We start from the raw sequence: 16,278 nt of genomic DNA on the forward strand, positions 1-16,278 counted from the left end.
ACACATGAATCTTGTATACAACTTTCTGACAAGTAGTCTCCGCAAACTTGATTCCAGACTTCCGGTTTTATTTACCGTATTTATCCTGTTATGGGGTTCGGTTACTTTCGGTTATTGGAAAAAATACGAATGGAATCCGACATCTATGGTGAATTTCGGAAAAGAATTTGCATTGATGAACGAGAAAGAGACTCCTAAAAATGCGATCGTATTTTTGGGAGAGAAGGGTGATCTGGGAGCAGGTTATGACGGCCAGATTTTTTATTATTTTTCCAGATCGTTATCCAATCTTTCTCTGGACTGGCCCAAAGGGTTTGATGAGTCCTATCGAGCTCCTCGGATCGGATATCCGTTTTTGATTTCCGTCTTCGGATTTGCAGGTCAGAAGTTTTCTGTTTTCGGGATGTACTTCTGGAATATACTGCTTCTTGTTTTATCCTTCTTTGCACTCAGGTCCCTTCTTTCCCCTAAGTATGGTTATTTGGCAATTTTTTATCTTCTGAATCCATTTTCATTGGGAAGTTATTATGTTCTGGTAAGCGATTCGATTATGGTGTCTCTCGTCATTCTTGCTTATTATTTCTTCAAAAAGGAAAATTTTCTCTTATTCATTCTTTTGTCGAGTCTTGCGATTCTTACCAAGGAGCCTGCTATTTTTTTCCTCTTCCCTCTGGGGTTGAAGGCATTATCGAATAAGAATCTAAAACAAATCTTTGCAGTTGCCGCTACTTTGATCATACCTGTTCTTTGGCATTCCTATCTTTCCTACAGATTTCCCAATTGGAGAGCAGCTCGTCTAACGGATTTTATATTGCCTTTCGAGGGAATGATTCGCTATTCCGAATCGATTTTCGTCAGCTTACAAAGCGGGTCCGGTTTTAAAGAAACGGCAAGAATTCTCTCCCGTTTCCCATTGCTAATTTTGTTTTTTCTGGGAACGTTTCTTGCTTTTACAGGCAAACTGAGAAAAGGTTGGGAGTTTAGAATTGCCATCTTGTTTGTAATGTTTATGATAGGAACTGGCGGGTTTTATCATTTTTGGTCCGTATATGAAAATGTTTCCAGAATGTTTACTCTTTCCATTCCCATTTTGATCCTTCTGATAGGCGAAGACGAGACAGTCCGTCACAAGGAATACATCCTTCTGACGGTTTTGATTCTGGGATTATTTCTTCTGAAGGTTCTGTTTATAACAAAACCCATGTTATATCAGGTCGGCACTTCACTCTGACAGATTGTGCGATTTCGGTATATGAAAAACCTTGATCGCTTCTTTGTTTAGATTCGTAATCTCTTCTTTTTCAAAAACTACCTGAGTTCCGTCATCCAATTCGATGACTAAAAAAGGGTCTTCACTTTCCGTTGCTATTTGAAAAAGATCTCTTATATCTTTCGGTTCCTTACCATTGACTTTTTTCAATACGACTTGTTGCAAAGAATGATATGCTTGATTTCCGGGTAGAGGCAAAACCTGGGACAACAGAATCACCTTTTTTGTTTCACCGGTGTTGTTGATTCTATGATAATCATTCAGATACAGCAATTGTTTACTGACTCTGGTTCTCCACTGATTTCCGAATTCCGTAAGATAATGTTCCGATAATTCCAGAAACACAATCCCACCTAGCATTAGATATTCGGGCTTTCTGTATCTTGTATTCCCGAATGGAATTTTCACTGCAGTCTCTGGGAAAGCTTTCATTTCAAAATCGATATTCATGATTTTGGAGTTTCTTAAAATTTTTAGAGGAATTTTTTTATCCTTACCCAAACCCAAATCTTCTCCCGAATGAAATAGATAAGAGAGCAGGATTTTCCCGTATTTGGGATGTTCGAAGTAGCCTTTGGGATCGATTTTATAAGGGCCTACTTCCAAAAGAACATCTTCCAATTTTAATAAGGAAGAGGCGGATGATTCCGGATAGATTTCAGCGATGAGCACTCCCGAATTTTCTTTCCTAACTCCGTAAAAACTTCGGGAAGATGCATCCGTCAAAGGACGGAAACGAAAGCCTTTGTATGAAAAACATTTTTTTGTGATATTGCAATTTAGAAACTGGTTGATGGTGAAATTAGGAACCATTTTACCGGTGTTTTGCGAATCCTTAAAGTAAATCAAAAGACCTTGTGGTATCTTTGATACTTCGTCCACAATCAGTTCTCCGATTCCTTCCAGTTTATCATCGGATTGAACCTCCACATAAGGAAGTTCGATATATCCGTTGGCATAAGTATCTACATCCAGCTTGATGGTTCTGATCTTTTTTTCAGATAAGTTTCTGAATTCCTTGTACTCCAGAACGGTTCCTGTGGAAGCAAGAAAGATTTCGGAACCGAATTGAATGGGTGTAAGTCCTGTTCCGAATTCCTTCTCTTCCACTCTTAAAAGAGCGAGTCCCAAATCATGGTCTATCTTTACCAGTTTTGCGGTATAATTTTTCAATGAACCGAATTTTTGAACTTCCGTATTGGTTTGGTAATAAACAGTTTGAGCGGTAGTCAGAATCAGATTTTCTCCGACCACAACCCCGTAAGAATGACGGGTCTCAGGATTTTTAAAACGCCAAGGTTGGATGAAATTGGGGTACTGAACTGTTGATTTCACCTGAACGATAAAGTTGTCGTCTTTTCCTACCGGTTGGGATTTGGAATGAATTTCTACGGATAAAAAGAAAAAAGAAAGTAAAACAGACGTTAGAATATTTTTCATTTATTGATCTCTGTTAGGTTGTAGGCTTGTCTGATTTCTTCGTCCGCCTTCAATGTTTCTTCCAGATTCAATATCAAAGGAAGAGGAAGGTCTAAAAAAGAAATTCGAACATATTTCGATTTTGAATTTTGCAGGAGTCGGATCATCTCATTCAAGTTGGAAATTTTTTTACCGTTCACTTCGGAAACGGTCATATTGATATAATAATCCAAAGCGGAATTGATAGGGTGAGAAAGTTTTCTATATAAAACCACATCTTCCTTTTGATTTTCCTTGATTTCTGGAAAATTCTGAAATCTATACAGGAACTGACTTCCTCCTTGCGTTTGGCCGACTCTCGCCCAAGCTTCCAATAAATCCCGATTGAGAGGTTGAAATACCAAACCTGCAAAAATAAAATAAGGGTAGGGGCGATCGTAACTGGAACGCATATAATCCAAATCTTCCATTCTCTTTGCGGGAAAGGATACATTCAGACGTTTGCCGTCGCGAATCAGTTCGAATTTGATTTCTTCCCCTGCAAATTTATTATCTACAATCTCGATAAAATCTACTCTGGATTCGGAATTATAGGCAACGGTTCCATTTTTCCCGATTGGCATACCGTCGATGGACAACAATAGATCCCCCGGAAACAGAAATCCTTCACCGGCCCCTCCCCGCAGAACATTTGTTATAAATACACCTTCCGCATCGTCCGGAATTTTTCTGAATTTCCTATGGGAAAGAGAATAGGAAGATTGAACATGTACGCCTAGCTCCACGTAACCGTCGTATTTCCCGTCTTCACTGTCTTTTAAAAAATGGCTGATTACATTGGTCGGAATGATATATCCTATATTTTCTCCCTTAGTTGCTGCCTGAAAAGCGACTCCCACCACCTTACCGTTTTGCAAAGCAGGTCCGCCGGAGTTTCCCGGATTGATCGCTGCATCCACTTGGATCACCAAATGGCTGTCAACTTGAGAATGTGCATAGGTCGATTGTTCGATGCGTGATACGATCCCCCGACTAATGGATATTTTGCTACCACCGATCGGATAACCCACTATGTCGATAGGAGTTCCCAGCTCGGGAATATCTCCGAAGGAAAATTCGTAACTATCATCGTAGAAGGATCCTGACTTAGCTTCCAGGATGGCAAGATCGCAATCATGGGCAATATATACGGTTTTTAGTTCATACCATTCGGTTTGTTTGTTTCTTTGTGCTTCTATGAATTTTGCATTGGATACTACATGAGCGTTTGTTAGTATTCTGTTTTTGCCGATGAGGAATCCCGTTCCTGTAGCGCTTGTCACATTACCCGACAACCAGGGGGAGTAGGGATCATTGGATTGAGAGTACACTTTGATCTGAACTACCGCCTTTTTGATTGTTTCTATCGACATCCCCGTTTCGGTTAAGACGGATGTTTCGGCAAAAAGACTGTAAGATGAAAAAATTAGGCTGACAAGGGTAAAACAGGAAAGAAACTTTCTCCATTGTAACGCCATGGGTTTGTTTGAATTAAGCATTTTGGTATCTACCACTGTTTTTAGTGCAATCGCAGGGGTTGTATCATTTAGTAAAAATCCCCGCACACCTATGAAAATTAGTTTTAGCATTCTCACAGGCTTGTTTTCTCTAGGGAATCTCGGCGTTCTATTAGACTCTAGCTTTTTTCAATTTCAGTATCTGGCAAATCCGCATACTTCTCCCAGTTTTCTTGTTATTTTTTGTTTTGCCCTTCTGAATTTCGGACTCCAGTTCCCCACTTATTTCAGAAACAGACCTTCTTTGTCTTTATTAGTATCATTTATATTAGGTGCAGGCGCTATGCTCCTTCTCGTTGATTGGGGATTGTCAAATGAAATGAATCCTCTTGCAAGCGAGATCATTTTAAATGTATTTTATCCTTCTTTTTATACGATTTCCTTTTTTGCATTTGCTTCTGTGATTTCGATCAAGTTGCAATTTAGTTTTCCCGCGATTTCCAAATTTATGCACAGTGCTTACGGTTCTGTAATTTTATCTTTCTTATTTTCGATTTATCTTTTTTCAAATGATGATTATATTCCCAATTTAAATCATTATTACTTACATTTTTTGGTATTTTGTGATTTATGTTTTTTACTCTGTTTTGTTTTTTTTCTGATTCATTTTTCATTTACTGCGGATTACCTGACTCATCCGTTTTCATATCTATTCGAAGCTTCAAAGAAAATTTTCGAAGATTACGATGATGCCAGTTTGGAAGGTTCGAGGGAACTCAAACAAAACCTATGGGCATTGTACGAAAAAAGAAACTGGAAATCGATCATGGACTCTTTCTGGTTTCAAATCCTGGTGGATGAAACCTTGGACAATGCTTTGGAACATGGGGGGAAAAGAGGAGATGACAAGATCACTGTCCATGTATTCGAATCGGCAAGGTATATAGATGTTTATGTAATCGACAGAGGCAAAGGGTTTAACCCCCGTTTGGTTCCGAACCCTCTTCACACCGACCGGAAAATGGTTTCCACGGGAAGAGGGATTCATATCTTAAAAAAATTATTTATTGTTAGATGGAATTTTTTGGGAAATGAAATCTGTATCCGAATCGACAAGTCCAAATCCGAAAATTGGAAAAGTTTCCATTAAGTTTCAATGTCCTTCGAATTCACAGATGGAATAAACATTGATTCCGTATTTTTCTTTGATTCTCGCAGTCCCGCCTAAATCTGGTAAGTCGATGATGGTTGCACATTCATGAATGATCCCTTTTAGGTTTTGCACTAGTTTGATGGACGCTTCCAAGGTTCCTCCGGTAGCGATCAAATCATCCATGATCACTACTTTTTCCCCTTCTTCAATCGCATCTATATGGATTTCTACATGATCTACTCCGTATTCTAAAGCATAAGCTTCCGAAATCGTTTTGCCAGGAAGTTTTCCTTTTTTACGAACGGGAACGAATCCCACTCCCAATTGAAAGGCGAGTGCAGCTCCTGCGATAAATCCGCGTGCATCGATGGCCACCACCTTTTTGATCCCTTGGTTTTGATAACGTTCTACAAACATTGCTATTGTAAGTCGGAATGCTTCCGGATCGATGAGTAGGGACGTGATATCACGGAAAAGAATTCCAGGTTTCGGATAATCGGGAATGGTTCGTATCTTGGACTTTACAATAGACATAAGAAATGAATCTTATTTTTGTCCGGCTGTGACAATAAAAAAAGGCAGGAGTTTAACCCTGCCTTCTTCCAATTAAGAGTTTTTTTCTCTTTCGGTTATCTCATTTGTCTGAGTGCTAGAATCCTTTCTTCCAAAGGAGGGTGAGTTGCAAACAAGGATAAAAATCCGCCTTTTTTAGATGAAATCTTGAGAGAGGCAAGTGCCGCTCCTCTTTCATCCTCAGGTTGATCTATCACTTTACGCAAAGCTTCCAAAGCGGAAATCATGGACTCACGCCCCGCAAGTTTCGCTCCTCCCGCATCCGCACGGAATTCCCTGATTCTGGAAAAGTATGCCACAGCAATGGAACCGAGAATCGAGAATGCAATGTCCAATGCGATGGTGACAAGAAAACGCACCATATGTGCCATCTCTTCTTTCACGGAATTCGCAATCAGCATTGCAATAATTCTGGAAATAAACATAGCGAATGAGTTCACTACACCTTGGATGAGAGTTAGAGTCACCATATCACCGTTGGCAACGTGTGATAATTCGTGTGCTAAAACTCCTTCCAATTCCTGACCGCTCATTCGATTCAATAGTCCTGTGGAAACAGCGACTAGAGAACTCGACTTGCTTGGGCCGGTGGCGAATGCGTTCACTTCAGGTGAATCGTAAATCCCCACTTCCGGCATGGGAAGATGTGCTCTTTGTGCAAGAGATTGAACTCTTCTGTACACTTCCATCTCATGAGAAGAGGCATTTTTCGGATCGATGGTTTTTACACCCATAGACCATTTTGCCATGTACTTTGAGAGAAAGAGGGAAATGAAAGATCCTACCATACCCCACATCAAGCAGAATACGATCAATTGAGTTAAGTTTACACCGAATGCTTGTATACCGAATCCAAAGTAACCAAGCACGTTGGTTACGATGGAAATCGTAGTCATGATTAATATGTTTGTAAGTAGGAAAAAACCAATCCGTTTGATCCAGGTCATAGAAAGTTTGCTCTCCTTATAGCTAAATGCTTCTTTGAGCTTCTGTTATTTAGACTTTCAAAAACACCTGATTTCCAAAAATATACAAGCCTTTTATCAGGATTTCTGTTCGGGGAAGTATCGGTTTGCCAAATACGCCAGGAAAAACAAAACTGCTAAGGCCAGATAGGCTACGGGAAATTGCCAAGAAACGAAAAACGCAAATTGATTTAAAATGGCGTTCCCTGCCAATTCGTAAGCATGTATGAATCCGAAAAGTGATAAAGTGGTACCGACCAAAGCCCAAAGTGAGGACTTCAAAAAATCCCTTTCCAAAAGAAAAACCACCATTGCCGCCCAAACCATCGAAGTAAGCAGGAAACCTTGCGACAAGGAAAGGACTCCTCCCAGGGCGTAAGGTAAAAAAGGAACATGAGGAGAAAGATCGGATAAATTGAAATGATAGGATTTGGGAGTTCCTAGCTCCAAGAGTATCGCCTGCAATCTACCATCCAGAAAGAAAAACACATTTTGAATGAGGAGTGCCGCCCATCCTGCAAATGCAGGAAGTAAACCGATTACCACTGCGGGGGAATGATTTTTAGGACTTGCTTGAAAAGCTTGCGAAGCGATGATGATTCCGATCCAAAGTACGATCGCCATACCTGCTTCGATCGGAATGATTGCCTGCAAAATCCCCATTAGCCCAAAGACACTAACAAATGTTATAAATATACCGTTTAATACGGAATAACCGTGTTTGGCACCTAATCCCTTCCAGCCGGGGTGTCCTATGTAGATCGTAGTAGGGAAAGGCGAACCGAAAAAAGTTCCGGCCAATGTTCCGATACCGTTTACAAGTAACGAGGATTTGGTGTCAAAACTGTCTCCCGAGGCCTCGGCGGATTCGATATTTTGCAAGGAACCGATTACGTTGAAAACACCCATCGGCAGGATGATTGCAAAATATGTTTTTACATTGGCAAAACTCAGTACTTCCCAAAGTTCGCCCACTGCCAAATGAGGAAGATAAAACCCGATGGTTTCTTTTCCTCGTGCAAATGCCCCTTCCTGGAAAATAGGTTCTCCCAAAAGCCCGGAAACATAGGCGAGAACGATCCCGAGGACGATCGAAACGAGTCCTCCCGGAATCGCAAAAGGAAATTTCACTTTTCCGAAGTACTGCAAAAGTATGACACCCAACGGTGCAAATGCAACTAACGGATGTTCAAATGTTCTCAGTAGAAAATCCATAGAGATAAAAGTGATTGCGATTCCCGCCAGAGCGGAAAGTAAAGCGGCGCGGGGAGTGGACTTTCTGATTTTTTCCGCAAAAAACGAACCGAAGAATTCGATGAGTCCGGAAGAAAAGGAAACAAGAAGTCCTGCTTTCCAGGCGGATTTATAATCTCCGGTCGCTTGGTAAACCGGTAACATTACAAAAAATATAAATGCAAATAAGGAAACTGTGTTGATTCCGTAAGGGAGTGCTGTAACGTCCGTTCGGTTTGTTTTTTTGCCCAATTGATAGGCTTGCCATGAATAGAATAGATTTCCTATCAATAAAGATATGGCAGCTCCGGGCAAAACGACCGAAGTAACAAAGTCCAAAGGAAAGCCGCAAAGCCCGATACAAAGTCCCGTTAAAACAAGCAATTGGATGAGGTTGTCCACCATCAGTCCGAAAAATCCGTCGATATCCCCTCGTGTGATTGAGAAATAGTTCATTCGTTTCTTTTTCCTCCGAAATCCACCCGAATCACATTTCCTTCTTCGGAATAATCCAATTTATTCGGCTCTTTTGCAGAATCCGGCTTTTTCGTATCTTTTGTGGGAGGCTGGTCTAGCCCTGAATCCACTTGCAAAAACCGAAGCTGAGAAGCCGAATTTTGAAATTTATCATAAATACGAAATACTGCGTCCCAAGGGAGAATCGTAGGCTCCCATGTGGAACCGAACTGCAATTCTGCAAATAAATAATCCGGTTGACTGTCCAATACTTTGACCGCTTTGTCGCCAAACACTAACACAATCCCGGATTCTTTTTCCGCGTTGAGAAGGCCTCTCTTTCCGATTTCCAGTTTTGGGTGAGGCATGACGTGAATATAAAATATTCCGAATTTTTCCCAATATAGGGTGAAAAGTTGTCTTTTGAATTCACGTAAGGTAGTGATTTCTTCCGGGCTTAAACTTTGGCTCATAGGTTCTTTTTACCAGCGTTTGTCTCCCATGCCAGATATTCATCATGAATTTTATATTCAGGAATGATGTCTTTGAAGCTCGGGAAAATTTCCTTGTCTTTATTTGCTTTCGCCAAAGAGAAAAGTTTATTCATCTTATTTTGGAATAGTAGAAGATTATAAGATTCGAGAGGGGCTGCGATCCTGATTTTAGGGTGATGGGTTTTTTTAATTCCCTCTTGATCTAACATAAGTTCTTCGAAGAGTTTTTCCCCGGGACGAAGTCCTGTGAATTCGATTTTTATATCCTGGTGAGGAGTATACCCCGACAGTCGGATCATCTCTTCGGCAAGAGATACGATTTTTACCGGTTCTCCCATATCGAGTATGAAAATCTCGCCGTGTTCTCCCATGGATCCTGCCTGCAAAACCAATTGAGTTGCTTCCGGTATGGTCATAAAGTAGCGGATGACTTCCGGGTGGGTGACTGTCACGGGTCCACCTCTTTTGATTTGTTCCCGGAAACGGGGTATTACCGATCCGTTGGAGCCCAAAACGTTTCCGAAACGAACCGTAATGAATTTGGTTCTGGAATTTTGAGAAATATGTTGTAAATAAAGTTCCGCCGCTCGTTTAGAAGCTCCCATTACGTTTACAGGATTCACCGCTTTGTCCGTGGAAATGAGAACAAAGCGTTCTACGCCCGTTAGGCGGGATACGTCGGCGACGTTTTTCGTTCCCATTACGTTATTCAATACTGCTTCGCAAGGATTGATTTCCATCATGGGAACATGTTTATATGCTGCGGAATGAAAAACCACAGAGGGTTTGTGCTCTTCGAATACCGAAGAAAGTCTGGAAAGATTTTTCACATCCGCCATAACAGGTTTGAATTCGATACCGAATTCGGCAAAATTTTTCCTAAGCTCGTAATCAATTTCGTATAACGGGGTTTCTGCGGCATCCAAAAGGATTAGGGAACGCGGTCTGAACAATGCAACTTGTCGGCAGATTTCGGAACCTATGGAACCTCCGGCGCCTGTAACAAGGATGTCTTTTCCTTCCAGATAGGATCTGATGGATTCCACTTCCAGATCCACTGTAGGCCGTCCCAATAAATCTTCCACTTGCACTTCCCTAAGTTGAGTGATCTTCGGTTTGTCCGAAATATAATCACCAAACGAAGGTAAGATTTTAAATTCAATACCTGCGGAGTCGCAAATCTTCATCAGTTTGCTCACAATCCTTCCGTCAGGTTGCGAAACAGTCATGATCACTTTTTTGATTCCGAATTTATAAATAAAATCTTCCGCGCTTTCGGAAATACCTAAGATCGGCACTCCCTGAATGTATCCGCCTACTTTGGAAGGATTGTCATCCAAAAATCCTACAGGATGCAGATCAAGTTCGCTATGCCTTCTGATTTCGGATAAGAAAGTAACACCTAACTTGCCCGCACCGACCAGTAGGATAGGAATTCCGTCCTTGGCTCCCGCTCTGAAAATCTGATCCCGGATCATCCTCCAACTCAAACTTCTTAAACATAAAAATCCGAGAAGGATGAGGGTGTCGAGAATCGGAACCATCCTGGAGATTTGGGAAAATCGATTGTAAAATAAGATCGCAATGGTGGAAACCAAAGAGGACAAAATGGTCGCCTTGATGATTTCCAATAGGTCGTGGAGAGAAGCATAAGACCAAAGGGATTTGTAAATTCCGGAAAGAAAAAACACCACCGAACGGCTGATCACTACAATCGCCGTGCAGGTGAAGAATAATTCCTTGTTTTCCAAAAATCGAAAATCTTCAAATCGCACCAAATGTGCGAGAAAATAGGACAATACCATGAAGAATATGTCGATTGGGAAAACCCAGTAACGTCTTGGGATTGAATTCATCGCTGGAAATAGTGTAAATTCTGCAAAATTCCTTGTAAATACAGAATCTATACCGATCATCAGAAAATAGGAAAAAGCTCGTTTGAAGTCCTTACTTATTCATCTTTCCGGTCATCTTTCTGCTGAACTTGGTTCCGATCTCTATTTGAGAATCAAGGATGCAAGTCTCACCCCCCATTTATTTTGTATTGATTTATCCGCATTGGATTCCGTGGACGAAGTGGGGGTTGAGTATCTGAAAAAGATCTCTTCCCGCACCAAAGAAACAGGGTCCAAAGTCGCTCTTTCCGGAGTTTCCGAAGAATGGAAAAAGGTTCTGGAAGAATTCGGGATCGGTTCTTTATTCCCGGGTTTTAAAAGCAGTGCCGAAGCGAAAGAGGACTTGGAAAAAAATCTAATCACCGAACTTCCTGCAAACCAAGCAAGGCCCGACTTAGAGGAAAAACCGCTTCCGATTTCTGCTCCTGAGCCCGAAGAGACTGAGATTTCTTTGGAGAGAGAAGTGGAAATCAAGACGGTATTCTGTCCGGAGTGCGGCCAAACTTTGAAATGGTCCAGACCAGGAGATTATAAATGTCCTTCTTGTTCTTCCAAATTTCTAATCAATCCGAAAGGATGGGTTTCCGTTTACGAAAGACTCATTTAACTTCTGTTCTTCGTTTTCTTTGTAGGAACTGCTTCCCAGGGAGAATCCGGCCAGGGGTGTCTCGGGTATCTGCCCTTTAATTCTTTTTTGACTTCGTGATAAGTCACGTCCCAAAAATTTTCCAAGTCCCGGGTCACTTGTACGGGACGTCTTGCCGGAGAAAGCAAATGGAGTAGTATTTCCACCTTTCCACCTGCAATCTTCGGGACTTTACGCATTCCGAACATCTCTTGCAATTTCACGGAAACGGATGCTCCTTCCCGGGAGTATTCGATCGGAATCGTTGACCCGCTGGGCACAGTTAGGTGAGTAGGCGTTTCCTTTTTTAGTATTTCCAATTCGGAATAGGTCAGCCGGGAAGACAATGCATTCAAAAAATCAAGCTTGTACGGATCTAAGGAAGCGGATTCCAAAGAATAAAAGGGGAGTAACCAATCTCCTATTTCTTCCTGGAGTTTTTCTTCCGAAAATTCGGGGAAAGAAAATCCGTTTTCTTTTAAGATCAGGATACGATTCAGAAAGGAAGAGATTTTATCATCCTTTTCGAAATAGGGATAAAAAGATTCTTTTCTCCAAAAGGATATGACAGCTTCTCCTTTTTCCTCTTTGGAAAAACCGGTGGATTTTGCCGAGCGGGAAAGAATGATTTCTCCCAAAAACTTATTTTGCACGAAACGAATTAATTTCGTTTTTCTCTCCGTTTCCTCTATAACGGGATTTAGGTGTTCCGAAACTTTTTCGGAATGAAGTTTTAATATTTCCTCTTCGTTCAATTCGCAATAAAGACGAACCTTCGCTTCCGTTCCATCTCCGTCCGAATCCAATACAAGTATCCATTCCGGCAAATCTAAGCCCCCCGCATCCGCAAGAACCGCACCTTTCCCATTGAATAATTTGTATTTATTCGAATCAGCTGTTCTTCGTTTTGCGATTCTGTCCGGAAATGCGAAACTTAAGGCTCCTGCAATCGAGAGATTTTGTTTCGGTTTTTCGGGTAAATCATTCAGGATCTTTTCTATCTGGCGAATGCTTTGTTCGATTCTGGATTTTAAATTGAAATCGGATACATTTCCTTTTTGCCATGCTTCCCACCGGGACAAAAACTTAAGGTTGGTTCCGGAAGTCCCCAAAATATCCTTTTCGGAGAGCAGAGCGGATAATTTTGCAAGAGGAAGATCACTTCCGTTGAACAGACAGCACATAGCGGAAAGTCTTGCGGAAAGGGGAAGGCGTAAAGTAGAGATCCCCAGATCGGTGATTTTCTCCTTCTGATCAAGCAAACCTAATGTTTGTAAAATGGCAACAGACTCTTTAACGGCACCTTGCGAAGGTTTATCGAGAAGGGGTAGATCGTTTAATTCTTCTCCCCATTTTTTAGAAAGTAAGACTAGTCCGGACACATCCGCTTCCAAAATTTCGGGAGGGTGGGAAATGGGAAAATCCTTTTCTTCTTCTTCGGACCAAAGTCGAATCGCGGTTCCTTCCGATTCCCTTCCTGCACGGCCTGATCTCTGTTTGGCGGAATTCAAGCTGATTCTTTTTTTTTCCAACCGGGAAAGCCCCGATCTGGGATCAAAAATCATTCTTTTGCAAAACCCGGTGTCCACTACGATCTTTACTCCGGGGATGGTGAGAGAAGTTTCCGCAATATTTGTGGAGAGGATTAATTTTCTTTGGCCCTGTTTCGGAGGTGAAAATACTTCCACTTGATTTTCCAAACGCATTTCACCGTAAAGTTTCAATATGGATATGTTTGAGATTGCTTTATTTGCAAAAACATCGCTTAGTATGCGTTCCGCTGTATGGATTTCGGAAACCCCTGAGAAAAAAACAAGAACATCTCCTTCCGACTGTGATAGGATTTGCGGAATCAGTTCTCCGATCCTGTCGGTTACTCTTCTTCCGGAAGATCCAGTATAACGAATATTAACCGGGAACATCCTGCCGCTTGTTTGGATCCTATTTGCCTGAATCTCTTTGGCTTTCCAATCTGTCCCTTCGAGTGTTGCGGACATAACTAGAATTTTCAGATCGGGTCGGAAGATCTCGGTGCATCTTCGGCAAAGTGCAAAACAAAAATCAGAATCCAGATTTCTCTCGTGAAATTCATCAAAAACAATCAATTCATAATCGGAAAGTTCCGGATCTTCGACTAACATCTTGGAAAGAATCCCGTCGGTAACTAGTTCCAGTTTCGTATCTTTGCCGATTTTGGATTCAAACCGAATCCGATAACCGATTGTGTTGCCGACTTCTTCTCCCAAAACCCGACTCATCCGGATCGCCGCATTACGCGCTGCAAGGCGACGAGGTTCCAAAATCAGAATTTTTTTTTTGAATTTTCCCGATCGTAAGATTTCAATCGGCAAAACAGTGGTTTTACCGGAACCGGGAGGGGCTTCCAGCACGGTTAGATTGTGTTTTTGGAGTGAATCTAAAATTTCATCCAGATGGTCTTGGATGGGATATCGCTCAGAGGTGTTTTGCATCTTTCTTTTGTTCTACAGGAAATCAAATATCAGCTTCTTCTGCGCGTTAAATTTACGAATTCGGGAAAATCCGTTACCTAGGTAGATGAGTTTTTCGCCCCGAACGGGTATAGTTTTACTATAGTTTTGTTATTTTATACCCGAACGGGTATAAAATACTTGATTAAGCTGTGATTATACCCGATCAGGTATAATAATGGAAGACCAGGATCTCATTCAATTTGTAAAAAACCAACGCAAAAAGCACAAAATGAGCCAAGAGGATTTGGCTCGTACGACCGGTGTGGGGCTTAGGTTTGTACGGGATTTGGAACAAGGCAAAAAGAGCCTTCGGCTGGATAAACTCAACCAAGTTCTATCCGCCTTTGGTCATGAAATGGTTCCCCGTCGTACCAAAAGATCCTGGGAAAATCCATGAGAAGAGGTAAGGTCTATTTTCAAAACATACAGGCCGGATTTGTGGGAGAAGATGAAGAAGGGTATTTTTTTCAGTATGATTCAGAATACCTTCGGCATGCGAATTCTTCCTCAATCAGTTTCACTCTTCCCAAAAGAGAAGAAATTTACCGTTCCAAAACTTTGTTCCCATTTTTTGACGGGTTGATCCCGGAAGGATGGCTTCTCGAAATTACAATCAAAGAATGGAAGCTTGATCCCAGAGATCGACTTTCTTTATTGTTAAGTGTATGCCAGGATTGTATCGGAGCTGTCAGTGTCGTCGGAGAAGAGTGATCGTATATGAATTGTTATTTTTGTGCGAAACCATCCGAAAAACCGTTTCATTCGGTTTGCGCTAAAAAACTTTTCGGTAAGTCTTCTTATCCTTCTCTTTCATTGGAATTTTCCGAGATTCAAGAATTAGCAAAACAGAATGTACTTTCCCGGGTCACTGTCCCGGGTGTTCAACCGAAGATTTCTTTGGAGTTGAAGCTCCAGGATAAAAATGTAAGCAGACTTACAATCGTGGGATTTATGGGAGACTATATTTTAAAACCGCCTTCGCTTCAGTTTCGAAATCTACCTGAAAACGAACATTTGACTATGTTGCTTGCGGAAGAATTCGGAATCGATACGGCGGTTTCTTCTCTGATCCCGCTTAAATCGGGAGAACTTTCTTTTTTAAGCAAACGTTTCGATCGACATAACCGTCGTAAATTGGCGCAAGAGGATTTTTGTCAATTATCAGAGCGACTAACAGAAGATAAATACAAAGGATCTTATGAGGGGATAGGAAAATTGATCCGTCAGTATACGAATGCGCCGGGAATTGAAACGGTTCGTTTTTTCGAATTGGTAATTTTTTCCTATCTGACGGGAAACTCGGATATGCATCTGAAGAATTTTTCCCTTCTAACGGAAGAAGACGGAAATATCAGATTGGCTCCGGCTTATGATTTGCTTTCCATAACAATTTTTCATAAAGAAGATCCGGAAGAGTTGGCACTCAGCCTGAACGGAAAGAAAAATAAAATCCAAAGAAAAGATATTTTATCCTTTGGAGAATCCTTGAAAATCCATCCAATTGCTCTGGAAAAAATTTTGGAGAGAATCCGATCTATGGAAGAGAGGTTACTGGCCCGGATTTCCAATTATCCGTTCTGCAAAGAAATACTTTCCGAATATTCCGAATTGATTAGAAAAAGATATAGGATTCTATTTGCCTAACGATTGTTTTTTGGCATCGACCCAAACACAGATTAAGTCAATAGAATGGCAGTGAAAAACAAAATCAGCGAAACAACCGAAGCAACGGTACGGATCGTGTGCAAACGATTCCATGGTTTTTCAAATTCCAATCTTGCCATTGCAATTTCCGCTTCGGTAGAGTTTTTCCCGTTGAAGTTTGCCAGTTTATTGTTCAAAGGTACATTGCCCGCAACGGTCAAACCGAAGGGACCGGCAATATAGAATACGGAAGAAGCGGCTAAAAGATAAAATCGCAAAGAGCCCGGATGATCCGGTGTATTATTTCCATACAGAAATGTCAAAATAGGGAGAAGAACCGCAGGTCCTAAAAATGTAAGTAGGAAAAAAGGATTTTGAATGACTTCATTGATTTCCTGCATAACCCGTACATATTCCGAATCTTTCAGACGATGTAACGCCCAGTTGACGGATACGGAATAACCGAAAAATACTCCCGCAAGTAGTGCCGTTAACGTACCTGTGATGAGGAAAAGGATGGTTTCCCATGTCATTATTTGCATATAACAATGATATCGGTAACG

At 41.3% G+C, this 16,278-nt stretch carries 15 protein-coding genes; 6 read left to right on the forward strand and 9 right to left on the reverse strand.

What is annotated here, in order from left to right; translation table 11 throughout:
• Positions 1 to 4: 4 nt before the first annotated feature.
• Positions 5 to 1,231: an AZOBR_p60025 family cell surface glycopolymer formation protein gene (locus DI077_RS19170; RefSeq protein ID WP_109022334.1), complete on the forward strand. Its 1,227-nt coding sequence runs from the start codon at positions 5 to 7 to the stop codon at positions 1,229 to 1,231.
• Here DI077_RS19170 and DI077_RS19175 read toward each other — a convergent pair.
• Positions 1,223 to 2,710 carry a PDZ domain-containing protein gene (locus DI077_RS19175; protein ID WP_109022333.1) on the reverse strand — a complete coding sequence of 496 codons (1,488 nt, stop codon included), beginning with the start codon at positions 2,708 to 2,710 and terminating at the stop codon, positions 1,223 to 1,225. The genes DI077_RS19170 and DI077_RS19175 overlap by 9 nt on opposite strands.
• Positions 2,707 to 4,227, reverse strand: a complete 1,521-nt coding sequence (locus DI077_RS19180) for a S1C family serine protease (RefSeq protein ID WP_423241809.1) — start codon at positions 4,225 to 4,227, stop codon at positions 2,707 to 2,709. The genes DI077_RS19175 and DI077_RS19180 overlap by 4 nt, the downstream gene beginning before the upstream one ends.
• A 70-nt stretch (positions 4,228 to 4,297) precedes the next feature.
• Here DI077_RS19180 and DI077_RS19185 point away from each other — a divergent pair, with 70 nt between their 5' ends.
• Positions 4,298 to 5,335 (forward strand): ATP-binding protein, encoded by a 1,038-nt coding sequence (locus DI077_RS19185; RefSeq protein WP_109022331.1) that lies wholly within the window; start codon positions 4,298 to 4,300, stop codon positions 5,333 to 5,335.
• 3 nt (positions 5,336 to 5,338) lie between these two features.
• Here DI077_RS19185 and DI077_RS19190 read toward each other — a convergent pair whose 3' ends face one another.
• The 5 genes from DI077_RS19190 to DI077_RS19210 form a co-directional block, all read right to left on the reverse strand.
• Positions 5,339 to 5,872 carry an adenine phosphoribosyltransferase gene (locus DI077_RS19190; RefSeq protein WP_109022330.1) on the reverse strand — a complete coding sequence of 178 codons (534 nt, stop codon included), beginning with the start codon at positions 5,870 to 5,872 and terminating at the stop codon, positions 5,339 to 5,341.
• Between the two features lie 95 nt (positions 5,873 to 5,967).
• Complete coding sequence (gene htpX / locus DI077_RS19195; RefSeq protein WP_109022329.1) at positions 5,968 to 6,858, reverse strand: protease HtpX; 891 nt, start codon at positions 6,856 to 6,858, stop codon at positions 5,968 to 5,970.
• A gap of 96 nt (positions 6,859 to 6,954) precedes the next feature.
• Entirely contained in the window at positions 6,955 to 8,565 is a 1,611-nt protein-coding gene (locus tag DI077_RS19200; RefSeq protein ID WP_109022328.1) for a permease, read from the reverse strand.
• Positions 8,562 to 9,038, reverse strand: coding sequence for a ClpXP protease specificity-enhancing factor SspB (locus tag DI077_RS19205; protein ID WP_109022327.1), 477 nt, complete (start codon positions 9,036 to 9,038; stop codon positions 8,562 to 8,564). Before DI077_RS19205 ends, DI077_RS19200 begins: the two co-directional genes overlap by 4 nt.
• The gene (locus DI077_RS19210; protein WP_174705673.1) at positions 9,035 to 10,915 is read right to left on the reverse strand and encodes a polysaccharide biosynthesis protein; all 1,881 of its coding nucleotides are present in this window, start codon (positions 10,913 to 10,915) and stop codon (positions 9,035 to 9,037) included. Before DI077_RS19210 ends, DI077_RS19205 begins: the two co-directional genes overlap by 4 nt.
• Positions 10,916 to 10,997: 82 nt before the next feature.
• Here DI077_RS19210 and DI077_RS19215 point away from each other — a divergent pair, with 82 nt between their 5' ends.
• Positions 10,998 to 11,561, forward strand: a complete 564-nt coding sequence (locus tag DI077_RS19215) for an STAS domain-containing protein (protein WP_109022326.1) — start codon at positions 10,998 to 11,000, stop codon at positions 11,559 to 11,561.
• Here the strand turns inward: DI077_RS19215 and hrpB are convergent.
• Positions 11,558 to 14,050: an ATP-dependent helicase HrpB gene (hrpB, locus tag DI077_RS19220; RefSeq protein ID WP_109022325.1), complete on the reverse strand. Its 2,493-nt coding sequence runs from the start codon at positions 14,048 to 14,050 to the stop codon at positions 11,558 to 11,560. The genes DI077_RS19215 and hrpB overlap by 4 nt on opposite strands.
• A gap of 196 nt (positions 14,051 to 14,246) precedes the next feature.
• Between hrpB and DI077_RS19225 the strand changes: the two genes are divergently transcribed.
• From DI077_RS19225 to DI077_RS19235, 3 genes are read left to right on the forward strand one after another with little or no spacing between them, the layout of a single operon-like run.
• The gene (locus tag DI077_RS19225; protein WP_109022324.1) at positions 14,247 to 14,468 is read left to right on the forward strand and encodes a helix-turn-helix transcriptional regulator; all 222 of its coding nucleotides are present in this window, start codon (positions 14,247 to 14,249) and stop codon (positions 14,466 to 14,468) included.
• Positions 14,465 to 14,782, forward strand: coding sequence for a HipA N-terminal domain-containing protein (locus DI077_RS19230; RefSeq protein WP_109022323.1), 318 nt, complete (start codon positions 14,465 to 14,467; stop codon positions 14,780 to 14,782). Before DI077_RS19225 ends, DI077_RS19230 begins: the two co-directional genes overlap by 4 nt.
• Before the next feature lie 6 nt (positions 14,783 to 14,788).
• Complete coding sequence (locus tag DI077_RS19235; protein WP_109022322.1) at positions 14,789 to 15,715, forward strand: type II toxin-antitoxin system HipA family toxin; 927 nt, start codon at positions 14,789 to 14,791, stop codon at positions 15,713 to 15,715.
• Positions 15,716 to 15,747: 32 nt separating this feature from the next.
• On the opposite strand, the gene DI077_RS19240 is transcribed toward DI077_RS19235, so the two are convergent.
• Positions 15,748 to 16,257 (reverse strand): anthrone oxygenase family protein, encoded by a 510-nt coding sequence (locus tag DI077_RS19240; RefSeq protein WP_109022321.1) that lies wholly within the window; start codon positions 16,255 to 16,257, stop codon positions 15,748 to 15,750.
• Positions 16,258 to 16,278 lie beyond the last annotated feature (21 nt).

Source organism: Leptospira kobayashii, assembly GCF_003114835.2.
GTDB classification, from domain to species: Bacteria; Spirochaetota; Leptospiria; order Leptospirales; family Leptospiraceae; genus Leptospira_A; species Leptospira_A kobayashii.